21 protein-coding genes and 1 tRNA gene are annotated in these 22,879 nt (G+C 73.2%); 14 read left to right on the top strand and 8 right to left on the bottom strand.

The genetic code is table 11. From position 1 onward, the window contains the following. Position 1: 1 nt before the first annotated feature. Together JOE43_RS05325 and JOE43_RS05330 are read right to left on the bottom strand one after the other, a co-directional pair. Complete coding sequence (locus JOE43_RS05325) at positions 2-1,339, bottom strand: MFS transporter (protein WP_056052033.1); 1,338 nt, start codon at positions 1,337-1,339, stop codon at positions 2-4. Further along, complete coding sequence (locus tag JOE43_RS05330) at positions 1,336-1,815, bottom strand: MarR family winged helix-turn-helix transcriptional regulator (RefSeq protein ID WP_209515443.1); 480 nt, start codon at positions 1,813-1,815, stop codon at positions 1,336-1,338. The genes JOE43_RS05325 and JOE43_RS05330 overlap by 4 nt, the downstream gene beginning before the upstream one ends. Positions 1,816-1,998: 183 nt before the next feature. On the opposite strand from JOE43_RS05330, the gene JOE43_RS05335 reads away from it, so the two are divergent. From JOE43_RS05335 to JOE43_RS05360, 6 genes are all read left to right on the top strand, one after another. After that, the gene (locus JOE43_RS05335; protein WP_209515448.1) at positions 1,999-2,751 is read left to right on the top strand and encodes an SDR family NAD(P)-dependent oxidoreductase; all 753 of its coding nucleotides are present in this window, start codon (positions 1,999-2,001) and stop codon (positions 2,749-2,751) included. A 295-nt stretch (positions 2,752-3,046) separates the two neighbouring features. Continuing rightward, complete coding sequence (locus tag JOE43_RS05340; RefSeq protein WP_167257897.1) at positions 3,047-3,724, top strand: response regulator transcription factor; 678 nt, start codon at positions 3,047-3,049, stop codon at positions 3,722-3,724. Then, positions 3,717-5,237 carry a HAMP domain-containing sensor histidine kinase gene (locus tag JOE43_RS05345; protein ID WP_307803250.1) on the top strand — a complete coding sequence of 507 codons (1,521 nt, stop codon included), beginning with the start codon at positions 3,717-3,719 and terminating at the stop codon, positions 5,235-5,237. Before JOE43_RS05340 ends, JOE43_RS05345 begins: the two co-directional genes overlap by 8 nt. 352 nt (positions 5,238-5,589) lie before the next feature. After that, positions 5,590-6,234 carry a PepSY domain-containing protein gene (locus JOE43_RS05350; RefSeq protein ID WP_209515462.1) on the top strand — a complete coding sequence of 215 codons (645 nt, stop codon included), beginning with the start codon at positions 5,590-5,592 and terminating at the stop codon, positions 6,232-6,234. A gap of 109 nt (positions 6,235-6,343) precedes the next feature. Then, positions 6,344-7,213 (top strand): alpha/beta hydrolase, encoded by an 870-nt coding sequence (locus JOE43_RS05355; protein WP_209515466.1) that lies wholly within the window; start codon positions 6,344-6,346, stop codon positions 7,211-7,213. A gap of 73 nt (positions 7,214-7,286) precedes the next feature. After that, complete coding sequence (locus JOE43_RS05360) at positions 7,287-8,336, top strand: biotin/lipoate A/B protein ligase family protein (RefSeq protein ID WP_209515469.1); 1,050 nt, start codon at positions 7,287-7,289, stop codon at positions 8,334-8,336. A gap of 87 nt (positions 8,337-8,423) precedes the next feature. Here JOE43_RS05360 and JOE43_RS05365 read toward each other — a convergent pair whose 3' ends face one another. Beyond that, positions 8,424-8,708 carry a GNAT family N-acetyltransferase gene (locus JOE43_RS05365; RefSeq protein ID WP_056052050.1) on the bottom strand — a complete coding sequence of 95 codons (285 nt, stop codon included), beginning with the start codon at positions 8,706-8,708 and terminating at the stop codon, positions 8,424-8,426. Positions 8,709-8,755: 47 nt separating this feature from the next. Between JOE43_RS05365 and JOE43_RS05370 the strand changes: the two genes are divergently transcribed. Next, positions 8,756-9,670 (top strand): site-specific DNA-methyltransferase, encoded by a 915-nt coding sequence (locus JOE43_RS05370; RefSeq protein ID WP_374072799.1) that lies wholly within the window; start codon positions 8,756-8,758, stop codon positions 9,668-9,670. Positions 9,671-9,713: 43 nt separating this feature from the next. Here the strand turns inward: JOE43_RS05370 and JOE43_RS05375 are convergent, their stop codons facing one another. Both JOE43_RS05375 and JOE43_RS05380 read right to left on the bottom strand, forming a co-directional pair. After that, on the bottom strand, positions 9,714-10,322 hold the full coding sequence (locus JOE43_RS05375; RefSeq protein ID WP_209515477.1) for a MarR family winged helix-turn-helix transcriptional regulator: 609 nt from the start codon (positions 10,320-10,322) through the stop codon (positions 9,714-9,716). A gap of 242 nt (positions 10,323-10,564) precedes the next feature. Then, the gene (locus JOE43_RS05380) at positions 10,565-12,427 is read right to left on the bottom strand and encodes an MDR family MFS transporter (protein ID WP_245187114.1); all 1,863 of its coding nucleotides are present in this window, start codon (positions 12,425-12,427) and stop codon (positions 10,565-10,567) included. Between the two features lie 205 nt (positions 12,428-12,632). Between JOE43_RS05380 and JOE43_RS05385 the strand changes: the two genes are divergently transcribed. Beyond that, complete coding sequence (locus JOE43_RS05385) at positions 12,633-13,505, top strand: M15 family metallopeptidase (RefSeq protein ID WP_209515480.1); 873 nt, start codon at positions 12,633-12,635, stop codon at positions 13,503-13,505. Positions 13,506-13,600: 95 nt separating this feature from the next. On the opposite strand, the gene pgm is transcribed toward JOE43_RS05385, so the two are convergent. Further along, positions 13,601-15,220, bottom strand: a complete 1,620-nt coding sequence (pgm, locus tag JOE43_RS05390; RefSeq protein WP_056052061.1) for a phosphoglucomutase (alpha-D-glucose-1,6-bisphosphate-dependent) — start codon at positions 15,218-15,220, stop codon at positions 13,601-13,603. 69 nt (positions 15,221-15,289) lie between these two features. Between pgm and pheA the strand changes: the two genes are divergently transcribed. Then, positions 15,290-16,243, top strand: a complete 954-nt coding sequence (gene pheA / locus JOE43_RS05395) for a prephenate dehydratase (RefSeq protein ID WP_167257910.1) — start codon at positions 15,290-15,292, stop codon at positions 16,241-16,243. Between the two features lie 51 nt (positions 16,244-16,294). Here pheA and JOE43_RS05400 read toward each other — a convergent pair whose 3' ends face one another. Then, positions 16,295-17,323, bottom strand: coding sequence for a diacylglycerol kinase family protein (locus JOE43_RS05400; RefSeq protein ID WP_209515483.1), 1,029 nt, complete (start codon positions 17,321-17,323; stop codon positions 16,295-16,297). A gap of 127 nt (positions 17,324-17,450) precedes the next feature. On the opposite strand from JOE43_RS05400, the gene serS reads away from it, so the two are divergent. From serS to JOE43_RS05415, 3 genes are all read left to right on the top strand, one after another. Beyond that, positions 17,451-18,716 carry a serine--tRNA ligase gene (gene serS / locus JOE43_RS05405; protein ID WP_167257914.1) on the top strand — a complete coding sequence of 422 codons (1,266 nt, stop codon included), beginning with the start codon at positions 17,451-17,453 and terminating at the stop codon, positions 18,714-18,716. 5 nt (positions 18,717-18,721) lie between these two features. Then, a complete protein-coding gene (locus JOE43_RS05410) occupies positions 18,722-19,573 on the top strand; it encodes an HAD family hydrolase (protein WP_307803251.1) in 852 nt (283 codons plus the stop codon). Positions 19,574-19,709: 136 nt separating this feature from the next. Then, positions 19,710-19,794 (top strand) — tRNA-Ser (locus tag JOE43_RS05415). A 103-nt stretch (positions 19,795-19,897) separates the two neighbouring features. On the opposite strand, the gene arfB is transcribed toward JOE43_RS05415, so the two are convergent. Beyond that, positions 19,898-20,320: an alternative ribosome rescue aminoacyl-tRNA hydrolase ArfB gene (gene arfB, locus JOE43_RS05420; protein ID WP_056052070.1), complete on the bottom strand. Its 423-nt coding sequence runs from the start codon at positions 20,318-20,320 to the stop codon at positions 19,898-19,900. 91 nt (positions 20,321-20,411) lie between these two features. Between arfB and JOE43_RS05425 the strand changes: the two genes are divergently transcribed. Next, positions 20,412-21,122, top strand: a complete 711-nt coding sequence (locus tag JOE43_RS05425; protein ID WP_209515487.1) for an NYN domain-containing protein — start codon at positions 20,412-20,414, stop codon at positions 21,120-21,122. A 198-nt stretch (positions 21,123-21,320) separates the two neighbouring features. Beyond that, positions 21,321-22,877 carry a sodium:proton antiporter gene (locus JOE43_RS05430; RefSeq protein WP_209515491.1) on the top strand — a complete coding sequence of 519 codons (1,557 nt, stop codon included), beginning with the start codon at positions 21,321-21,323 and terminating at the stop codon, positions 22,875-22,877. The last annotated feature ends 2 nt before the right edge of the window (positions 22,878-22,879 follow it).

Below are 22,879 nucleotides of genomic sequence, written 5' to 3' on the forward strand. Positions count from 1 at the left end.
GCTACGTCGTCTGGCGGACAGCGGCCTCGTCGGCCGCCATCGCCTCGGCGGTCTCCTCGCGCTGTGCGCGGAGCCCGTCGCCGTCGTGCTCGACCCGGAAGCGCGGGTGCAGCACCGACCCGCCCCGGCGCAGCCGCAGGTGCTGGCGGCGGATGAGCCACGCCAGCGCGAGGCCGCCCGCGACGTAGCCGGCGCTCGCGCCGACGCCGATCGCCCAGCGCGGGCCGAGGGTGTCGGCGACCCAGCCGACGATCGGGGCGCCGAGCGGGGTGCCGCCCGTGAAGATCGCCATGTAGAGCGCCATCACGCGACCGCGCATCTCGGGGGCCGCCGACAGCTGCACCGAGCCGTTCGCCGTGGTCATCAGCGTGATCGACGAGAGCCCCACGGTGACGAGCACGGCGGCGAAGCTCCAGTACGTCGGCATGAGCGCCGCCACCGTGCAGGTGACGCCGAAGGCGAAGGCCGCGAGCACCAGCACGCGCATGCGCGGCCGCTCGCGACGGGCCGAGAGCAGGGCGCCCGCCAGCGAGCCGACCGCGATGCACGACGACAGCAGGCCGAAGCCGCTGGCGTCGACGCCGAACTCGACGCTCGCCATCGTCGAGGTGAAGATCGGGAAGTTGAGGCCGAACGTGCCGATCACGAAGATCACGGCGAAGATCACCAGGAGGTCGGGGCGGCCGCGCACATACCGGAACCCCTCCCTGATCTGGCCCTTCGCCCGCGACACCCGGGGCTTCGCCTCGAGCTGCGACACCCGGATGAAGCGCAGCGACACCAGCACCGCCGCGAACGACGCCGCGTTGATCAGGAACACCCAGCCCGTGCCGACGCCCGCGATCAGCACGCCGGCGACCGCGGGGCCGAGGAGGCGCGCGGCGTTGAACGAGGCCGAGTTCAGCGAGACGGCGTTGGCCAGGTGCCCCGGCGGGACGAGCTCGGAGACGAAGCTCTGGCGGATGGGCGCGTCGATCGCGTTCGCCGTGCCGAGCAGCAGCGCGAAGACCCAGACCATCCAGAGCTGGGCGACGTCGGTCAGCACGAGGAGGCCGAGCGCGAGCCCGAGCAGCCCCATCGTCGCCTGCGTCAGCATCAGCATGCGCCGCCGGTCGAAGCGGTCGGCGATCAGCCCGGTGACCGGCACGAGGAGGATCGGCGGCGCGAACTGCAGCGCCATCGTGATGCCGACGGCCGTGGCGTCGTGGTCGGTGAGGTGCGTGAGCACGAGCCAGTCCTGCGCGGTCGACTGCATCCAGGTGCCGGTGTTCGAGACGAGCGCCCCGGCTGACCAGAGCCGGTAGTTGTAGAGGCGCAACGAGCGGAACATGGCGCTCACGAGAGGGTCAGCTTCCGCAGGATCTCGGTCGCGTCGGCCAGCGTGCGGCGCTCGTCGGGGGTGAGGGCGGCGAGCCGGGGCGCGAGCCAGGCGTCGCGGCGGCGGCGCGTCTCGACCACGAACGCGGACCCCGCCGGCGTCGTCTCGAGCACGACGCGGCGACGGTCGGCCTCGTCGACCCGGCGCGCCAGCAGGCCGGCCTCGACGAGCTTGCCGACGGTGCGGTTCATCGACGGCGGCGTGACGCCCTCGTGCTCGGTGAGGGCGCCGATGGTCAGCGGCTGCGACTGGTAGACCCAGCCGAGCGCCGCCATCTGCGCGTCGCTCACGTCGGCCTCGGCCTTCTGCTGGCGGAGGCGCCGCGCCAGCCTCAGCACCGACCCGCGCACCGTCGTGGCCAGCTGGGCGTGCGGCAGCGCACGGAGCGGGGCAGCGGCGGAGGGAGGAGCGGGGGAGGCAGAGGTCACGTCGGTCATCGCCCTCCAGTATGAGCAGTTAGCTCGGCTAAGTAAACATCTCGGGCAGATCGACGACACCTGTTGAGGAAAGGTCGATGCAGGCGTATCGTCGTGGACGGCTCGACGACGAGCCCCACGACGATGCCCCGAGGGGCACCAGGACGCCGGCGCGACAGTGCCGCAGAAGGAAGAAGGACCACCATGGCCAGGTTCACCGACAAGACCGCGATCGTCACCGGCGGAGGCAGCGGCATCGGCGCCGAGATCTCGCGGGCGCTCGCCGCGGAGGGCGCCTCCGTCGTCGTCACCGACATCAAGCTCGACGCGGCGCAGTCGGTCGTCGACGAGATCGTCGCCGCGGGCGGCGCCGCGACCGCCTTCGAGCAGAACACCGCCGTCGCCGAGCAGTCCGACGCCGCCGTCGAGTTCGCGAAGACGACGTACGGCGCCCTGCACCTCGCCGTGAACAACGCCGGCATCGCGGGCGCCCCGGCCGACATCGGCGAGTACGACGTCGCCACCTGGGACCGCGTGCGCAGCGTCGACCTCGACGGCGTCTTCTACGGCCTCCGCTACCAGCTGCCCGCCATCGTCGAGGCCGGCGGCGGAGCGGTCGTCAACATGAGCTCGGTGCTCGGCACGGTCGGGCTGGCCCAGAACGCGGCCTACGTCACGAGCAAGCACGCCCTGGTCGGCCTGACCAAGGTGGCGGCGCTCGAGTACACCGCCCGCGGCGTCCGGACGAACGCGGTCGGCCCCGGCTTCATCGACACGCCCCTCGTGCGCGCGTCGCTCTCCGGCGAGGCGCTCACCGCGCTCGAGCAGCAGCACGCCGCCGGCCGCCTCGGCACCGACGCCGAGGTCGCCGCGCTGGTGCTCTTCCTCCTCAGCCCGGAGGCGTCGTTCATCTCGGGCAGCTACCACCTCGTCGACGGCGGTTACTCGGCGCACTGACCCGCGCCTCCCCGGGGGCCTCGGGCTCGCTGGCCGGTGCGGCGGGCTCGCTGCGCGGTACGGCCGACTCGCTGCGCGGTGCGGCGGGTCCGTGTCCTCGTGGGCGGGTGGGCGCCGGCCCGCCCAGGAGGACGGCGACCCGCCGCAGCTCGAGGTGCGGCCGCCCGCCACGACACCGACCCGCCGGCCGTGGCAGGCCGCGCGACGCCGGCCTCGCCGCTGCTTCAGCGCCGGTTCAGCGCTCGCCCGCCAGACTGGGCGCGTGGGCAGGGCGCCCGCGGGGAGGGAGCCGGCCGTGCGCGTGCTCGTCGTCGAGGACCAGGCGACCCTGGCCGAGGGCCTGCGGGTCGGGCTCGAGGCCGAGGGCATGGCCGTCGACGTGGCCGGCACCGGCACCGACGCCCTCTGGCGCACCCGTGAGGGCAGCTACGACGTCGTCGTGCTCGACATCATGCTGCCCGGCATGAGCGGCTACGCCGTCTGCCGGGCCATGCGCGAGGGCGGCGACTGGACCCCCGTCATCATGCTCACGGCGAAGGACGGCGAGTGGGACCAGGTCGAGGCCCTCGACACCGGCGCCGACGACTACCTCACCAAGCCGTTCTCGTTCGCCGTGCTGCTCGCGCGCCTGCGCGCCCTGGTGCGGCGCGGGGCCCGCGAGCGGCCGGTCGTGCTCGAGGCCGGCGACCTGCGGCTCGACCCTGCCGCCCGCACCGTGCACCGCGGCGACGCACTCGTCGACCTGACGAGCCGCGAGTTCGCGGTGCTCGAGTTCCTGATGCGACGGGCCGGCAGCGTCGTCACGAAGCGCGAGGTGCTCGACGGCGTCTGGAACGACGACTTCGAGGGCGACCCCAACATCGTCGAGGTGTACGTGCGGCACCTGCGCAACAAGGTCGACCGCCCGTTCGGGCGAGAGGCGATCGTGACGCTCCGCGGAGCCGGGTACCGGTTGGAGTCGCGGGGTGGCTGAGCACGCCCTTCCCGTCGGGCGCCGGGGTCGCCGTGGATCGCTGCGCCTCCGCACCACCGCGGCCGCCGTGCTCGCCGTCGCCGTCACCCTCGGCCTCTTCACCCTCGTCTTCGCGGTCGTGCAGCGCGCCGTGCTCGACGACGCCCCGCGCTCGGCGGCGGAGGCGGACGTCTCGCGCGTCGCCTCGGCGCTCGAGGTCGGGCAGACGCCCGCCGTCGCGGTGGCGGGCGACGCGGACGGCACGCTGGTCGTCGTGCTCGACTCCGCCGGCGCGGTGCTCGCGGCCGGCGGCGACGACGACCTCGTCGCCGAGGCGGCCCGGGTCTCGACCGTCCCGTCGGGCGGGCGGGCACGGGTCGACGGCGAGGCCTTCGTCGTGGAGCGCGACAGCGTCGACGTCGACGTCGACGGCGGGGCGACCGGCGGGGCGTCGACGGGCGACCAGCCCTCCGCGTCGGCGTCGAGCGACGACGACGATGACGACGACTCGTCCGGCCGTGGGGGCCGGGGCGCCGACGACGACGACGCGACAGGCGCGGTCGACGCGGACGACGCCGCCGACGCGGCCGAGCTCACCGTCGTGGCCGCGCGCTCCCTCGACGAGGCGCAGGCCGCCTCCGCGGCGAGCCTGGTGACGCTCGGCGTCGCCGTGCCCGTGGCGCTGGTCGTGCTCGGCGTGACGACCTGGTTCGTCGTCGGCCGGGCCCTGCGCCCGGTCGAGGCCATGCGCCGCGAGGTCGACGAGGTCACCGCCGCACGCCTCGACCGACGGCTCCGCGACCCCGGCGGGCGCGACGAGATCGCCCGCCTGGCCCGCACCCTGAACGGCATGCTCGACCGGCTCGACGCCTCGGCCCGCGCGCAGCGGCGCTTCGTCGGCGACGCCTCCCACGAGCTGAAGACGCCCCTGGCGACGATCCGCCAGCACGCCGAGGTCGCGCTGCTGCACCCCGGCAGCATCGACGGGCAGGCCCTCGCCGGCACCGTGCTCGGCGAGGAGGCGCGCCTCACGGCCCTGGTGCAGGGCCTGCTGGTGCTGGCGCGCGCCGACGAGGGGCAGCTCGGCGTGGCCCGACGGCCCGTCGACCTCGACGACCTCGTGGTGGCGGAGGCGTCGCGGCTCCGCGCCTCCTCACCGCTCCGCGTCGACGCCACCGGCGTCGGGCCCGCCCGCGTCGTCGGCGACGAGCCGCTGCTCGGGCAGGTCGTGCGGAACCTCGTGGCCAACGCCGCACGGCACGCCACGTCGACCGTCGCTCTCGCCCTCGTCGAGCGCGACGGCCGGGCGGTGCTGACCGTCGACGACGACGGCGCCGGGGTGCCCGTCGCCGACCGCGGGCGGGTGTTCGAGCGCTTCGTCCGCCTCGACGAGGCCCGCGACCGCGACGCCGGGGGCAGCGGCCTCGGGCTCGCCATCGTGGCCGAGATCGTCCGTGTGCACGGGGGAGCGGTGCGCGTCGACGACTCCCCGCTCGGCGGCGCGCGCTTCGTGGTCGACCTCCCCGCCGGCTGACGCCGCGCCTCCCGCCCTCGACTCCCGCCGCGCCTCCCGTCGAGTGGTCGCGATCTGCGCCTCCCGGGGCTGGCGAGCAGCAGATCGTGACCACTCGACGCCTGCACACGGAAGCGTGCTGCCGCGCCTCCCGTCGAGTGGTCGCGATCTGCGCGTCGCGGGGCCGACGAGCAGCAGATCGTGACCACTCGGCCCGGGGCCGCGCTGGCTGAACGTCCCTTCAGGTCGCTTCAGGGGTGCTTCAGCGCCCGGTCGGCACAGTGGGGTCATCGCCGAGGGGCCCGCCCCGCACCGGCACCGACCACCCCACGACCACCGGCCGCACCGCGGCTCGACGAACGGAGACACCGTCATGAAGAACACGAAGAAGACCCTGCTGATCGTCGGCGGAGTGGCGGCCGTGCTCGTGCTCGGCGGCGGCGGCGTCGCCCTGGCGACCGGCCTCGACGACGACCGGCTGTCGGCCCAGACCACCGACCGTGCCCGGGAGGCGGCGCTCGCCGAGACCGGTGGCGGCACCGTCACCGAGGTCGACACGATCGGCGACGGCCTGCCCGGCTACGAGGTCGAGGTCTCGCTGCCCGGCGGCGGCGAGACGCACGTGTACCTCGACGACGACTACGCCGTGACGTCGACCCGCACGGGCGACGACCGCGGGGGCGACCGGGGAGGCCGCGACGACGACGACCGCGACGGCACCTCCGGCAGCGCCACCGGCGACGCGAGCGACGACTCCGCGAACGGCTCCGACGACGCCACGACCGGCACCGGCACCGGCTCCGACGACGACACCGTCACCGGCGCCGACTACGACCAGGCCTCCGCCGCGGCCGTCAGCGCGGCCGGCGGCGGCACCGTCACCGACGTCGACCGCAGCGACGACGGCGGCGTGGCGTACGAGGTCGACGTCCGGCTCGACGACGGCACCGAGGTCGACGTCGACCTCGACGACGCGTTCGGCGTCGTCCGCACCGACGTCGACGCGCCGCGCAGCTGACCCTGACGCCGCGCAGGAGGCGCGGGTCGGCCCTCGGGAGCCGGCCCGCGCCTCCTCGCGTCCGCCCCGCCGCACCGTGACCGCCCCCGGTCGGTGCCAAGATGACCGCATGCCCACCTTCTCCGCCGCCCGGGGCGACTTCGAGTTCGTCGACGCGCACGGCGTCACCGTCCACTACTACGTGTGGCGGGCGGCCGACCCCCGAGGGGCGGTGCAGATCATGCACGGCGTCGGCGAGCACGCGCTCCGCTACGAGGAGGTCGCGCAGCACCTCGTCCGCGCGGGCTGGACGGTCTACGCCGACGACCACCTCGGCCACGGAGCCACCGGTCTCGGCCAGCACGGCGGCGACCACACGAAGCTCGGGCGCCTCGGCCCCTCGGGCGTGCGGGGCGCCGCGGAGGCGGTGGTCCAGCTGACGGGGATCATCCGCTCCGAGGCCCCCGGCCTCCCCGTCGTCGCGCTCGGCCACTCGTGGGGGTCGCTCATGCTCCAGGCGATCGTCGACCGGCAGGCCTCGCTCTACGACGCCGTCGTGCTCACCGGCACCGCCTACCGTGTGCCCGGCAGCATGAACGGCGGCGACCTCAAGGCCCGCCACGCCCACCTCGGCAGCACCGGCTTCGAGTGGCTGAGCCGTGACCCCGCGGTCGCCGAGGCGATGGCGGCCGACCCGCTCGTCGTCGACGCGAAGGTGATGCAGCTCTTCGGCTGGCGCGACACGCTGCGCCTGCTGGGTCGCCCGTCGAAGCACCTCGAGCACGACGTGCCGGTGCTGATCATGGTCGGCGACGACGACCCGCTCGGCGGGGAGGAGAGCGCGCGCAGGCTCGCCGACGCCTACGTCGACCGGAGCGGCCTCACCGACGTCGAGCTCGTCGTCTACCAGGGCGCGCGGCACGAGATCTTCCGCGAGACGAACCGCGACGAGGTGCTCGACGACCTGACCCGCTGGCTGGACGCCCGCGTCCCCCGCTGACCCGCGCCTCCCCGGGGCCGTCGCCCACCGCAGGCCCGCCGCCCGCCCCGGCCGGCAGGAATAGGCTGCTCGCATGCACGGTGAGTACAAGGTCCCTGGCGGCAAGCTCGTGGTGGTCGACCTGGAGGTGCGCGACGGGCGCATCGCCGAGTTCCGCCTCGCGGGCGACTTCTTCCTCGAGCCCGACACGGCGCTCGACGCCATCGACCGCTCGATCACGGGCCTGCCGGTCGAGTCCGACGCCGCGACGATCGCCGCGGCCGTCCGTGCCGGCCTGCCGGACGACGCCGTCCTTCTCGGCTTCACGCCCGAGGCCGTCGCCGTGGCGATCCGTCGCAGCCTGTCGAAGGCCAGCGACTGGCGCGACCACGAGTGGCAGATCATCCACGACGCCCCCGTGTCGCCGAACATGCACCTCGCCCTCGACCAGGTGCTCACCGAGGAGGTCGGCGCCGGCCGTCGCGGCCCCACCCTGCGCTTCTGGGAGTGGGAGCAGCCGGCCGTCGTCATCGGCAGCTTCCAGTCGCTCCGCAACGAGGTCGACCTCGACGCGGCCGAGGAGCACGGCTTCGAGGTCGTCCGCCGCATCAGCGGCGGCGGCGCCATGTTCATGGACGCCCAGTCGATCGTCACCTACTCGCTCTACGCCCCCGGCGAGCTCGTGCAGGGCATGAGCTTCGCCGACAGCTACGCCTACCTCGACGAGTGGGTCATCACGGCGCTGAGGTCGCTCGGCATCGACGCGTTCTACCAGCCGCTCAACGACATCACGAGCGCGAAGGGCAAGATCGGCGGGGCCGCCCAGAAGCGGCTCGGCAACGGCGCGCTGCTGCACCACGCGACCATGTCGTACGACATGGACGGCGAGAAGATGGTGAAGGTGCTCCGCATCGGCCGCGAGAAGATGAGCGACAAGGGCACGACGAGCGCCGCGAAGCGGGTCGACCCGCTCCGCAGCCAGACCGGCCTGCCCCGCGCCGAGATCATCGAGCGCATGAAGCAGACCTTCACGGGCCTCTACGGCGCCACGACCGGCCACGTCACCGAGGCCGAGCTCGAGGCCGCCGAGCAGCTCGTGACGACGAAGTTCGCCACGCCCGAGTGGCTCCGCCGGGTCCCGTGAGCCGACCCTGACCCGTCTCGCCCCCGAGCCGCCGGCCTGTCGCCGACGGGCGGGGGCCGGGCAGGAGTCGCGGGTCGGCGACCGGGGTCAGCGGGCCAGCAGCTCCTGGTAGTCGACGTGCTCGTCCACCCAGTCGGCGACGAACGGGCAGAGCGGCACGACCCGCAGCGAGGTCTCGGCGCGCACGTCGTCGAGGGCGCCCTGGACGAGCTGCGCACCGAGGCCGGCCGAGCGACGGCTGGGCTCGATCTCGGTGTGGGTGAAGCGGATCTCGTCGCCGACGACGTCGTAGGCGGCGAAGCCGACGGTCTCGCCGTCCTCGACGAGGGCGTACTGGGACTGCTGGGGGCGGTTCTCGACGGTGATGCTCATCCGGCGACCCTACGCCCGGTGAACTGGCCGCTGCCCGGCACGACAGAATGGTGACCATGCCCGTCGACTGGACCCGTGACTCCCCGAGCCTCGTGGTCCACGGCGACAACCTCGACGCGACCCGTCAGCTGCCCGACGGCGCCTTCACGGTGGTCTACCTCGACCCGCCGTTCAACACCGGGCGGCCGCAGCAGCGGCGCTCGACGACGTCGATCCGCAGCGTGGAGGGGTCGGTCACCGCCGTGACCGGTTTCAAGGGGCGGGGCTACGAGCGGATCCGCGGCGACCTGATGCGCTACGACGACCACTTCGACGACTACTGGTCGTTCCTCGAGCCGCGCCTCGCCGAGGCCTGGCGCCTGCTCGCCCGCGACGGCACGCTCTACCTGCACCTCGACTACCGCGAGGCCCACTACGCGAAGGTGCTGCTCGACGCGCTCTTCGGCCGCGAGTCGTTCCTCAACGAGATCATCTGGGCCTACGACTACGGCGCCAAGAGCCGCAACCGCTGGCCGACGAAGCACGACACGATCCTCGTCTACGTGAAGGACGCCTCGGTGTACCACTTCGACTCCGAGACGGTCGACCGGGAGCCCTACATGGCGCCCGGTCTCGTCACCCCCGAGAAGGTCGCGCGGGGCAAGCTGCCGACCGACGTCTGGTGGCACACGATCGTGTCGCCGACCGGCCGTGAGAAGACCGGCTACCCCACGCAGAAGCCCGAGGGCGTGCTGCGACGGATCGTCCAGGCGTCGTCGCGCGAGGGCGACTGGGTGCTCGACTTCTTCGCCGGCAGCGGCACGACCGGCGCCGTGGCCGACGCCCTGGGGCGCCGCTACGTGCTCGTCGACAGCAACGAGGAGGCGGTGGCCGTCATGCGTCGACGGCTCCCGTCGGCGGAGTTCGTCGTCGCGGAGCCGCCGGCCACCGAGCCGGGCGCCGAGGCGGCCTCCGCGAGCTGAGCGGCGCGGTCGACCAGGGCTGAGGGGCCTGGCAGGTGGGGGCTCAGGCGTTCTCGGTCTCGCGGACGGCGCCCACGTTCGGGTGGGCGGCCACGGCGGCCGGCGCCGCGGTCGTCGCGTCGTGACCCTGACCGGCGGGCCCGTCGACCCCGTGGTCGTCGATCTCGATCGCCGAGGTCATGTCGCGGAGGAAGCCCACGACGGCCGCCGACTCGTCGGCGGTGAGCGACTCGGCCGCGCTGATCATCCGCGTGTGCATGCTCGCCATCGTGGCGCGCACCTCGCTGTTCGAGTCGCCGGTCGCCGTGAGCAGGACTCCGCGCTTGTCGGTCGGGTGCGAGTGGCGCTCCATGTGCCCGCTGCGCACGAGGCGGTTGATGAGCACCGAGGTCGAGGCGGAGGTGATGCCGAGGTGGTCGGCCAGCTCCTTGGCGCTGACGGTCTCGCTGCGGCGCTGGGCGCGGAGGAGGAAGCGGACGGCCGCGAGGTCGGTCTCGCCCATCTTCATGGAGGTGCGCGTGCGACGGCGCATCTCGGACTCGGCCGCACGGTAGCGGCGCAGGGCGTTGAGCACTTCGACGCCGCGCTCCTCGTTGCTGCTGGAGTACCAGTAGCCGGAGGCGTCGTAGATCGGGGCTGACCTGTCGGGCATGCTAGAGAGTCTAGCTAGGGGCGGCGACGGTCGCGAGGGGCCCGTCGATCTCCCAGGGAGGGGCCCGCAGCGGGGCCCGGAGACGAGGACGGGCCGTGCACCCTGAGGTGCACGGCCCGGGGTCGTCGTGCCTCCCGCGCTGAGCTTCACGGGCAGGGACCGCCGGAGGCGAGACGACCAGGACGTCAGCGCGTGGCGCCTACGTCCTGGTCAACGTTACTCGCCTCGCCGGCGGAGTCCAGTCACGGTCGCTGATCCGCAGGCTCCTCGGAGCCTGTGTCGGCGGCCGTCCCCCGACGAGGAGCGTCGCCCTCGTCGACCGTCCGGACGCTGCCCGTGTCGGGCGAGACCAACGCGCCCGTCTTCGCGGCCGCCTCCTGCGCCTGCACCGCCGCGTCGGCGGCGAGGGCCGCCTGGGCGTCGTCGTGGGCCTCGTCGATGGCCGACTTCTGCCGCAGCGGCGTCGCCTTGAGGAAGAAGCTGAGCAGGAACGCCACGAGCACCACGGCCAGCGCGACCCAGAAGACCGTCACCGTGGCGTTCGCGAAGCCGTCGAGGAAGGGCGCGGCCAGGCGGCGGTCGGCCGTGTTGAGGAACGACGTGTCGCCGTTCAGCGCACCGCCGACCTGCGAGGTGTCGCCGCCCTGGGCCGACTGGTACAGCCCGAGGATGGAGGCGTTGGCCGGGTCGCTCGCGACGGCGGGGTCGGCGAGGGCGGCCTGGGCGTCGGCTTGCAGGTCACGGTCGGCGAACGCGCCGGCGATGGTCTGCGGGATGCGCGAGAACAGCACCGAGAAGAGCACGGCGGTGCCCAGCGTGCCGCCGATCTGGCGGAAGAACGTCGAGGCCGAGGTGGCCACGCCGATGTCGCGCGGGCCGACCGAGTTCTGCGACGCGATGGTCAGTGTCTGCATCAGCTGGCCGAGGCCGAGGCCCACGAGCAGCATGCCGAACATCATGAACCAGTAGGGCTTGTCGTACGACAGGGTCGTGAACCAGAAGAAGCCCAGGGCCATGAAGGCCGTGCCGGTGATCGGGAAGATCTTGTAGCGGCCGGTGCGGGCGATCAGCTGGCCGGAGACGATCGACGAGATCATCAGGCCGGCGATCATCGGCAGCATCTGGAAGCCGCTCTCGGTCGGCGTCGCGCCGTTGACGAGCTGGAGGTACAGCGGCACCGTCAGGAGGGCGCCGAACATGCCGAAGCCGACCAGGACGCCGAGCACCGTCGACATCGCGAAGGTCGGGATGCGGAAGAGCTTGAGCGGGATGAGCGCGTCGTCGCCCATGCGGCGCTCGACGGCGATGAACGCGGCGATGCCGACGACGCCGACGACGTAGCAGGCGAAGGCGCGGGGCGAGCTCCAGCCCCACTCGCGGCCCTGCTCGGCGACGAGCAGCAGCGGCACGGCGGCCACGATCACGGCCCCGGCGCCGAGCCAGTCGATGCGGACGTTCTCGCGGCGCACCTGGCCGGGGATGTGGAGGAACCGCACGACGACGCCCAGCGCGACGATGCCGATCGGGATGTTGATCAGGAACACCCAGCGCCACCCGGTGACGAAGAGGATCTCGTCGGCCCCGGCGAACAGGCCGCCGACCAGCGGGCCGATGACGCTCGAGATGCCGAACACGGCGAGGAAGTAGCCCTGGTACTTGGCGCGCTCGCGCGGGGCGAGGATGTCGCCCATGATCGTGAGCGGCAGCGCCATGAGGCCACCGGCGCCCATGCCCTGGATCGCCCGGAAGACCGCGAGCTGGTACATGCTCTCGCTGAACCCGGCGGCGAGCGAGCCGACCAGGAAGATCGAGATCGCGATGAGGAACAGCGGGCGACGGCCGAAGATGTCGCTGAGCTTGCCGTAGATCGGCGTCGAGATGGTCGACACGATCAGGTAGGCGGTGGTGACCCAGGCCTGCAGGCTGAGCCCGTCGAGGTCGTCGGCGATCGTGCGCATCGACGTGCCGACGATGGTCTGGTCGAGGGCGGAGAGGAACATGCCGGCCATCAGCCCGAAGATGACGAAGAGGATCTGACGGTGCGTCATCAGCCCCTGTCTCTCGGCGGGCGCGGCGGCGGGGGAGGAGTCGGTGACCCGGGACATGTGTGGTCTTCCTGGTGCGGTGAGTCTGACGGGGTGCGCGGCGGGCCGCGGGGGAGGGGGCAGCAGCGCCGGAGGCGCGGTGAGCGCCGATCGTCGACGTCACGTCGACGAGAAAGTTGCGTGGTACGCAGAAGTTACTCCACGCGGCGTCGCGCCGCCACGTGACGTCCGCTCGACCCGCGGTGCGCCCCCTACCCTGGAGCGCATGTCGTCACGCCGCCCGCGCCTCCGCCCCGCCTCCCCGGGCCGCGTCGGGCGGCGCCGTGCCGCGGCGGCCCTGGCGCTCGGGCTCGTGGCCGCGGTGCTCGCCGGGTGCACCGGCGCGGGCGACTCGGCCTCGGTGACCGGCACCGCGACTCCCTCGGCGACGCCCCGCGCGACCTCGACGCCCCCCGCCCCGGCCCCGACGGAGGACCCCGTGACCCCAGCCCCGGCCCCCGAGCCGGCCGCGCCGGCGACGCCCGCCTTCGACCGCGGCGCCCTCTCGGTCGACGACCCCGCCAGCCTCTGGGTCGTCAGCGACAAGCTGCGGCCGCTCGACCCGGTCGACTACGCCCCCGCCGACCTCGTCACCGTCGACGTCTCGTCGCAGAACCCGCCCGTCTTCCGGAAGGAGGCCGGCGACGCCCTGCTCGCCCTCTTCGCCGCGGGGGAGGCGGAGGGCGCGGGCCCCATGACCGTGCAGAGCGCCTACCGCTCGTACGCGACGCAGGTGACCGTCTACGCGGGCTGGGTGCAGCAGCTCGGCCAGGCCCAGGCCGACGTGCAGAGCGCCCGGCCGGGCTTCTCGGAGCACCAGACGGGGCTCGTCGCCGACATCAGCCCGCTCCCGCTGAGCTGCGTGCTGCAGGCGTGCTTCGGCGACACGTCGCAGGGCCGCTGGCTCGCGGAGAACGCCTGGCGGTTCGGCTGGCTGCTGCGGTACCCGGCCGACAAGACCGCGGTGACGGGCTTCACGTACGAGCCGTGGCACTTCCGGTACGTGGGCGTGCCGCTCTCGACCGAGATGCACCAGCAGGGCGTCACCACGCTCGAGGAGTTCTTCGGCCTGCCGGCCGCGCCGACGTACGCCGGCTGACCACGGCTGTGGCTGCGGCTGTGGTCGCGACGACGAGGAGGGGCCGGGCTGTGATCGCAGCCCGGCCCCTCCTCGTCGTCGCGTGAGCGCCGGCGCTAGCTGCCGAGCGCGGCGTCGACGATCGTCTTCGCCTCCTGCTGCACGCGCGCCAGGTGCTCGGGGCCCTCGAACGACTCGGCGTAGATCTTGTAGACGTCCTCCGTGCCGCTGGGGCGGGCCGCGAACCACGCCTTGTCGGTGACGACCTTCAGGCCGCCGACCGCGGCGCCGTTGCCGGGCGCCTCGCTGAGCGTGGCGGTGATCGGGTCGCCCGCGAGCTCGGTGGCCGTGATCGCGTCGCCGTCGAGCTTGCCGAGGCGCGCCTTCTGCTCCTTGCTGGCGGCGGCGTCGACGCGCTCGTAGACGGGGTCGCCGAACTCCTCGGTGAGCTCGCGGTAGAGCTGCGACGGGGTCTTGCCCGTGACGGCGATGATCTCGCTCGCCAGCAGGGCGAGGAGGATGCCGTCCTTGTCGGTCGTCCAGACCGTGCCGTCCTTGCGGAGGAAGGACGCCCCGGCGCTCTCCTCGCCGCCGAAGGCGACGGAGCCGTCGACGAGCCCGGGCACGAACCACTTGAAGCCGACCGGCACCTCCCAGAGGCGACGGCCGTGCTTCTCGGCGACCTTGTCGATGATGCTCGACGAGACGAGCGTCTTGCCGATCGCGGCGTCCTCGCGCCACTGCGGGCGGTGCGTGTAGAGGTAGTCGATCGCGACGGCCAGGTAGTGGTTCGGGTTCATCAGGCCGCCGTCGGGCGTCACGATGCCGTGGCGGTCGGCGTCGGCGTCGTTGCCGGTGAGCACGTCGAACTCGTCCTTGCGGTGCACGACGCTGGCCATGGCCGACGGGCTGGACGGGTCCATGCGGATCTTGCCGTCCCAGTCGAGCGTCATGAAGCGCCAGGTCGGGTCGACGCCGGGGTTCACGACCGTGAGGTCGAGGCCGTAGACGTCGCGGATGGCTCCCCAGTACTCGACGCTCGCGCCGCCGAGCGGGTCGGCGCCGATCTTGACGCCGGCGGCTTTGATGGCCTCCATGTCGATGATGTTCGCGAGGTCGCCGACGTAGCCGCGGAGGAAGTCGTGGCGGCCCGGGCTGCCGTCGCCGCGGAGCACGTCGACGTTGCCCGCCGCGATGATCTCGTTGGCCCTGTTCGCGATCCAGCCGGTCGCGTCGCTGTCGGCGGGCCCGCCGTGCGGCGGGTTGTACTTGAAGCCGCCGTCGCGGGGCGGGTTGTGGCTCGGCGTGACGACGATGCCGTCGGCCTTGTCGAGGTTCGCCGGGTCGGAGTTGTAGACCAGGATGGCGTGGCTCAGCGCGGGGGTCGGCACGTAGCCGCCCTCGGCGTCGGCGAGCACGTGCACGCCGTTGCCCGTCAGCACCTCGACCGCCGTGCGCTCGGCCGGCCCGCTCAGCATGTGGGTGTCGCGCCCGATGAACAGCGGGCCCGTGATGCCCTGCCCCGCCCGGTACTCGACGATCGCCTGCGTGATCGCGGCGATGTGCGTCTCGGTGAAGGCGGCGTCGAGCGACGAGCCACGGTGGCCCGAGGTGCCGAAGACGACCTTCTGCTCGGCCTTCGTGACGTCGGGGACGAGGGAGTAGTAGGCGTCGACGACCTCACCGGTGTCGATCAGGTCGCTGTCTTGTGCGGGGGTTCCGGCGCGGTCGGTCATGGGGTCATCCTGGCACCAGCCGCCCCGCTCCGTCGCGCCTCGTCGACGGCCCTCAGTAGGCTCTCGGTCATGTCGACCCCCGCCTCCTCGCCGACCTACAGCTACCTCGGCCCGGCCGGCACCTTCACGGAGGCGGCGCTCAAGCAGGTGCCGGAGGCCGCGGGCGCCGTGTGGCACAGCGTCAACAACGTCGGCGAGGCCCTCGCCGACGTCGTCTCGGGCCGCAGCACGGCCGCGATGATCGCGATCGAGAACAGCGTCGAGGGCGGCGTCTCGGCCACGCAGGACGCCCTCGCCACCGTGCCGGGCCTCCGCATCGTCGGCGAGTACCTCGTGCAGGTCGACTTCGTGCTCGTGGCACGGCCCGGCACGACCCTCGACCAGGTGCGCGTGGTCAACGCCCACCCCGTCGCCTACGCCCAGACGCACCGGTGGCTCGAGGCGGCGCTGCCCGGCCACGGCCACCTGCCCGCCACGTCGAACGTCGCCGCGGCCGCCGACCTGCTGGCCGCGCCGGCCGGGGCGGGGCGTGCCGACGCCGCCGTCGCGCCGCCCACGATCACCGAGCACCACGACCTCGACGTGCTCGCGACCGAGATCGGCGACAACCGGAACGCCGTCACGCGCTTCGTGCTGGTCAGCCGCACGGTGCCGGTGCCCCCGGCGACGGGGGCCGACAAGACGAGCCTCATCGTCGAGCTGCCCGAGGACGGCGCGGGCGCGCTGGTCGACATGCTCGAGCAGTTCGCGACGCGGGGCATCAACCTCAGCCTGATCCAGTCGCGCCCGATCGGCGACGCCCTCGGGCGGTACCGGTTCGTCATCGACCTCGAGGGGCACGTGCTCGACGAACGCGTCGCCGACGCGCTGCTCGGGCTCAAGCGCTTCAGCCCGAACGTCATCTTCCTCGGCTCGTACCCCCGCGCCGACGGACGGCCGGTCGAGGTGTCGCCGCGCAACGACGACGACGCGTTCGTCGACGCCCGCGACTGGCTCCGGATGCTGGTGGCCGGGTCGCTCTAGGTCGCGAACCGGGGGGCCGCGCCCGGCCCGGCCCGGCCCGCCTGGGGGGGCCTAGCTGTCGGCGGGCACGCGCACGGTCAGCGCGCCCTCGTCGACGACCGCGCGGAGGGCCACGGCCTTGCCGACGGAGTCGCCGTCGATCTCGAAGTCCTGCGGCGACTCGAGCCGCACCACGAGCTTCCGGCCCTTCATGTAGCGCAGGGTGCGCACCTCACGGCTGTTGGCGGCGAGGATGCGGCGGCCGACCTGGGTGCGACGCAGCACGCCGTTCTCCCACACGATCTTGAACCAGATCTGGAACCAGCCGAAGAAGCCCTCGGGGCGCAGCGCGACGATGTCGAACTGGCCGTCGTCGATCGCGGCGTCGGGCAGCAGCATGATGTTCGCCGGCAGCAGGCCGCAGTTGCCGACGATGACCGTGTGGGCGCGCATCGACTTGCGGCCGCCCCCGTCGAGCTCGTAGCGCACGTCGATCTTGTTGTTGTCGCGCAGGGCACGGATGATGGCGTCGACGTAGGCGAGCCAGCCGACGCGCGCCTTCAGGTCGTCGTTGGTGTTCGCGAGCATCTTGGCGTCGAGGCCGACCCCGGCCATGACGACGAAGGCGAACGTCTCGCGCTGGCCGTCCTCGCGCTCGATGTCGACCACCCCGAGGTCGATGTCGCGGTCGCGGCCCCGGAAGGCGGTGGCGATGGAGTCGTCGAGGTTGTCGAGCGACAGGTCGAGGTTGCGCGCCAGGAGGTTGCCCGTGCCCGACGGCAGCAGGCCGATCGAGGCGTCCGAGCCCCGCAGGGCCTCGGCCACGGCCCGGACGGTGCCGTCGCCGCCCGCGGCGATCACCATGTCGGCGCCGTCGGCCAGGGCCTGTGCGGTGACCTCCCCGCCCGGGTCCTCCTTGCTGGTCTCGTAGAAGCGGGTCTCGCCCCAGCCGGCCTCGCGCTCGTGGCGGGCGATCGACTCCTTGACGGCCTCGATGTCGACCTTGATCGGGTTGTAGACCAGCGCGGCCGTCTTCTGAGTCGTCTCGGCCGAGGGCGTCGAGCCGGGCTCGGCGGGCGAGGAGGAGGGGGAGGGGGTCATGCGCCGAGCGTATTGGTCGGGGAGCCCCCGCGACCGCTTCCGCGACGGGACGGGGGAGAACGGGCCGACCCGCGACTCCGGGGAGGGACGGGGGCTGACGTCCACACGCACTCCTTAGGATGGTCGCGTGATCGATCCCCAGCTGCTCCGAGACGCCCCCGACCTCCTCAAGGCCAGCCAGCGCGCCCGCGGCGACTCCGAGTCGCTGGTCGACGACGCCGTGGCCGCCGACTCCGCCCGCCGTGCCGCGATCTCGGCCTTCGAGGCCCTGCGCGCCGAGCAGAACGCCTTCGGCAAGACCGTCGCGAAGGCCCCGAAGGAGGAGAAGGCCGCGCTCGTCGCCGAGGCACAGGCGCTCGCCGCCCGCGTGAAGGAGGCGCAGGCCGCGTCGACCGAGGCCGACGCCGCGTTCGACCGGGCGATCCGCTCGCTCGGCAACCCCGTCATCGAGGGCGTGCCCGCCGGCGGCGAGGAGAACTTCGTCACCCTCCGCGAGGTCGGCACCCGCCCCGCCTTCGACTTCGAGCCGCTCGACCACGCCGACCTGGGCGAGGTGCTCGGCGCCATCGACATCAAGCGCGGCACCAAGGTGTCGGGCTCGCGCTTCTACTTCCTCCGCGGCATCGGCGCCCGGCTCGAGCTCGCGCTGATGAACATGGCGCTCGACCTCGCGGTGCAGAACGACTTCACCCCGCTGATCACGCCGACGCTGGTGCGCCCCGAGATCATGGCCGGCACGGGGTTCCTCGGCTCGCACAGCGACGAGGTCTACCACCTGCCCGCCGACGACCTCTACCTCACCGGCACGAGCGAGGTCGCGCTGGCCGGCTACCACGCCGACGAGATCCTCGACGTCGAGGCCGGGCCGATCCGCTACGCCGGCTGGTCGACCTGCTACCGCCGCGAGGCCGGGGCCGCCGGCAAGGACAACCGCGGCATCCTCCGCGTGCACCAGTTCAACAAGCTCGAGATGTTCAGCTACGTGCACCCCGACCAGGCCACCGCCGAGCACGACCGGCTCGTCTCCTTCCAGGAGACCATGATGCAGTCGCTCGGCCTCAACTACCGCGTCATCGACGTCGCGGCCGGCGACCTCGGCTCGAGCGCCGCCCGCAAGTTCGACATCGAGGCCTGGGTGCCGACGCAGGGCACGTACCGCGAGCTCAGCAGCACCTCGAACTGCACCACCTTCCAGGCGCGCCGGCTCGACACCCGCTACCGCACCGAGAGCGGCAAGACGGCGCCCGTGGCGACGCTGAACGGCACCTTGGCGACGACGCGCTGGCTGGTGGCGATCCTCGAGACGCACCAGCGTGCCGACCGCTCGGTGGTCGTGCCCGAGGCGCTCCGCCCCTGGCTCGGCGGCCTCGAGGTCATCGAGCCGGTCGCGTGAGCGGCGTGGGCAGCCCGACCGACGTCGCGGCCTCGGCCGCCTCCGCGGGCGTGGCCGACGGCGAGCGCTGGCTCGTCGCCCTCGACGTCGACGGCACCATCATGCAGGAGGACGGCACGATCACCGACGGCGTCGCCGAGCAGATCCGCCGACTGCGCGAGGCCGGCCACGCGGTGATGATCGCGACGGGCCGCTCGGTCTCGACGACGCTGCCGGTGATGGACCGCCTCGGCCTCGTCTCGGACTACGTCGTCACCGCCAACGGGGCGATCACGCTCGGGCGCGACGAGTCGGCGCCCACCGGCTACGGGCAGGTGCACGTCGAGGAGTTCGACCCGACCGACGTGCTCACCACGATCCGCGGCGAGATCCAGGAGGGCGGCTACGCCGTCGAGGACCGCGACGGGGTGCTGCGCTACTGCGGCTCGTTCCCGACGGTCGAGTCGAGCGGCAACGCCGAGAAGGTCGAGTTCGAGCAGCTTTTCGACCGCCCGGCGACCCGCGTCGTCGTGGTCTCGCCCGACCACGGCACCGACGACTTCCTCGAGGTCGTCGAGCGGATGGGCCTCTCGAAGGTCAACTACAACGTCGGCTGGACGGCCTGGCTCGACATCGCGCCCGACGGCGTGACGAAGGCGACCGCGCTCGAGCGGGTGCGCGAGTGGCTGGGCATCCCGCGCGAGCGCGTCTTCGCCGCGGGCGACGGCCGCAACGACATCGACATGCTGCGCTGGGCCTCCGCCCAGGGGCGCGGCTGCGCGATGGGCCAGGCGCCTGACGACGTCTTCGCCGTCGCGAACGAGCGCACCGGCTCCGACGTCGACGACGGGCTCGCCGCGGCGCTCGCCACGCTGTAGGCGAGGTCGCGGGCGACGGGGGCAGGTCGGGGTCGACGGGGCGACCGCCTCGCGGGCTGGGGCATCCCGCCCGTGTCGCGCGCGCCTCCTCGGTTAGACTCGGCCACGGTCGCGCGGGCTCGCCCGTCGCGCACCGGGAGGGCTGTCCGAGCGGCCGATGGAGCTTGTCTTGAAAACAAGTGGGCAGAGATGTCTCGTGGGTTCGAATCCCACGCCCTCCGCACCGCGTCGCCTCGGCGGCGACGAACCATGTCCTCGCACCGGAACCAGGCCGCGGCGTGGTTCGCGTCCGACGACCTGGTGCCTCACGGCCCGAGCTCGCTCCTAGTCGTCGGTGGGGCGTCGGCGCTGCTGCTTCGTGGCCGAGCGCTCGCCCTTGGCGCTGAGCCGACGGCGGTCGGAGCCGCGCGTCCGTCGCGTCGGCCGTCGCGGCGCGGCGTCGGGGGCGAGCGCCGCGGCGACGATCTCGGCGAGCTTCGCCAGCGCCGTCTCGCGGTTGCGCAGCTGCGACCGCTGCTCGGACGACGTGACGGTCAGGGCGCCGGCGACCAGGCGCCCGTCGAGACGCGACGTCAGGCGCTCGCGCTGCGCCTCCGTCAGGCTGTCGGCGTGGGCGACGTCCCACGACAGCTGCACTCGGCTGTCGGAGGTGTTCACGTGCTGCCCGCCCGGCCCCGACGACCGCGAGAAGCGCCAGGTCAGCTCCGCCGCGGGGATCGTGAGCGCACGCGACACGACCAGGTCCATGCCCCCACCCTCGCACGTCGGCGGCGCCCGTGGGCGCGGATCCGTCCACAGGTGCATCGCTGACCCATGCCGTTCTCCTACAGTCGGACGGATGACTGCAGGGCGACCGACAGCGTCCGTCTACGTGGACGGCTTCAACCTCTACCGCCGTGCCCTGCAGGGGCGACAGAACGTGAAGTGGCTCGACCTGCACCGGCTCTTCTCAGAGCTCATGCCCGAGCACGACGTGGTCCGCATCCACTACTGCACGGCGCTGCTGCGCCACGGTCTCACCGCAGACGTCCGTGCGCCGGTGCGTCAACAGGTCTACCTCCGGGCCCTCCGCACGGACCCGCGCATCTCGGTCCATCTGGGGAAGTTCCGCAACGACCGTCGCGACATGCCGGTGCACCCGCAGCAGGTGGACCTCGAGACCCGGAAATTCGTCACGGCGTCCGTCCGGAAGATCGAGGAGAAGGGGTCCGACGTGAACCTCGCGTCGCGCATGGTCGCGGGCGCTCTCCTCGGGCACTCCGACATCCACGTCGCCGTCACGAACGACAGCGATCTCGTCGGCCCGCTCCGCATGCTCAAGGAGGAGCTCGGGTTCTCGACCGGGATCATCTTCCCGATGACGAGGGCGCGCTCCTCGAAGGAACTCGTGCAGACCGACCCGGACTTCATGACGAACATCACGGAGGAAGCTCTCCGGGCGTCACAGTTCCCGGACACGATGCGCGATGCGAACGGCGTGATCCGGCGCCCTGAGAAGTGGTCCTGGAAGTCCGAAGGCCCCAGTTCCCTGGGGCCTTCTAACCGGTAACCGAAGTATCCGGGGGTGTGTCTCGACCCTAGGCCACGGGGAGGAGACCCTGCAAGCCAGGCGCACGCCGCCGGTGGACGGCGGCACTGCCGCAGCAGCGCGGCGGGGCCGGGGCGGGGCCGCGGCGGCGCCGGTCGCGGCGGGCTGCCCGAGCAGGTACCGTGCACCGGTGACGACACGAGGGGTGAGGGCGGCCCGATGATCCCCGAGACGATCGCCTGGGTGGTCGCGGCGGTCCTCGTCACCGTCGCCACGAGCGGAGTCGCGGGTCGCGCCGGCTGGTCGGCCCCCGTCGCGCTCGTCACGGTCGGCGCCGTCGCGTCGTTCCTGCCGTTCGTGCCCGAGGTGGTGATCGAGCCCGACGCCGTGCTCTACGGGCTGCTGCCGCCGCTGCTCTTCGCGGCCGCGATCCGCACGCCCCTCGCCGACATCCGGGCCCGGCGCGACAGCATCCTCGTGCTCTCGGTCGGGGTCGTCGTGGTCACCCTCGCCGCCGTCGGCTTCGCGCTCTGGGCCCTCGTGCCCGCCGTGGGCCTCGCCGCGGCGCTGGCGCTCGGCGCCGTGGTCGCACCGACCGACGCGGTCGCCGTCCAGGCCGTCGCCGGCAAGGCCCGCCTGCCCCGCCGCGTGCTCTCGATCCTCGAGACCGAGAGCCTCCTCAACGACGCCACGGCGCTCGTCGCCCTGAACACCGCGATCGCGGCCGTCGTCGGCGTCGTGCACCCGATCGAGGTGGGCGGCGAGTTCCTCCTGGCGGTCGGTCTCGGCGTCGGCATCGGCCTCCTGGTCGGCGTCGGGTTCTCGGTCGTCCGCCGCTTCCTCCACTCGCCGGTGCTCGACACGAGCCTGTCGCTCGTCGTGCCCTTCGTCGCGTTCGTGCCGACGCAGGAGATCGGCGGCAGCGGCGTGCTCGCCGTCGTCGTGGCCGGGCTCTGGCTCGGCTGGCGGGCCCCGCTGATCCAGTCGCCCGAGGCGCGCATCGCCGAGTCGGTCAACTGGCGCACGATCCAGTTCCTGCTCGAGAACGCGGTCTTCCTGCTCATCGGGCTGAGCCTGTCGGGCATCGTGCGCGGCCTCCGCCGCTCGAGCCTCGACGCGGTGCAGATCACCGGGGTCGTCGTCGCCCTCCTCGTCGTCCTGGTGGCGTCGCGCTTCATCGCCGTCGGCCTCGCGAAGGTGCTCTTCGACCACGGGCCGCGGGCGCTGCGCGAGCGCTCGTGGAACTGGCGCACCGTCACCGCCGTGTCGGCCGCCGGCATCCGCGGCGTCGTCACGCTCGCCGCCGTCTTCCTCCTGCCCGCCGAGACGCCCGAGCGCGAGCTGCTGCAGTTCCTCGCCTTCGCGGTCGTCGTCGGCTCGCTGCTGCTCGGCCTCTTCCTCCCGCCGATCATCCGGGCGCTCCGCCTGCCCCGCACCGCCGACCTGCAGGAGGAGTCCGACCGCGACCGCCTCCTCGACGAGGCCAGGGCGGCGGGCCTGGAGGCCCGGCGCGAGGCGAAGGAGTCGCGGGTCGACGAGCAGGGCGAGCCGGCCGTCGGGGCGGCCGGCCGCGACGAGTCCGACGACCTCACCGACCTCACGGGCGAGCGGCTCGAGCACGACCGGGTGCGGCGCCGCATGATCGAGGCCGAGCGGGCCGCCGTGCTCGCGGTGCGACGGGAGCACCGCTACCCCGAGACCGCGGTGCGCCAGGTGCTCGAGCTGATCGACGCCGAGGACGTCGCCCTGCGCCGGCGGGAGGGGCCCCGCGAGTAGGC

The organism is Frigoribacterium sp. PvP121 (assembly GCF_017833115.1).
Lineage (GTDB): Bacteria > Actinomycetota > Actinomycetes > Actinomycetales > Microbacteriaceae > Frigoribacterium > Frigoribacterium endophyticum.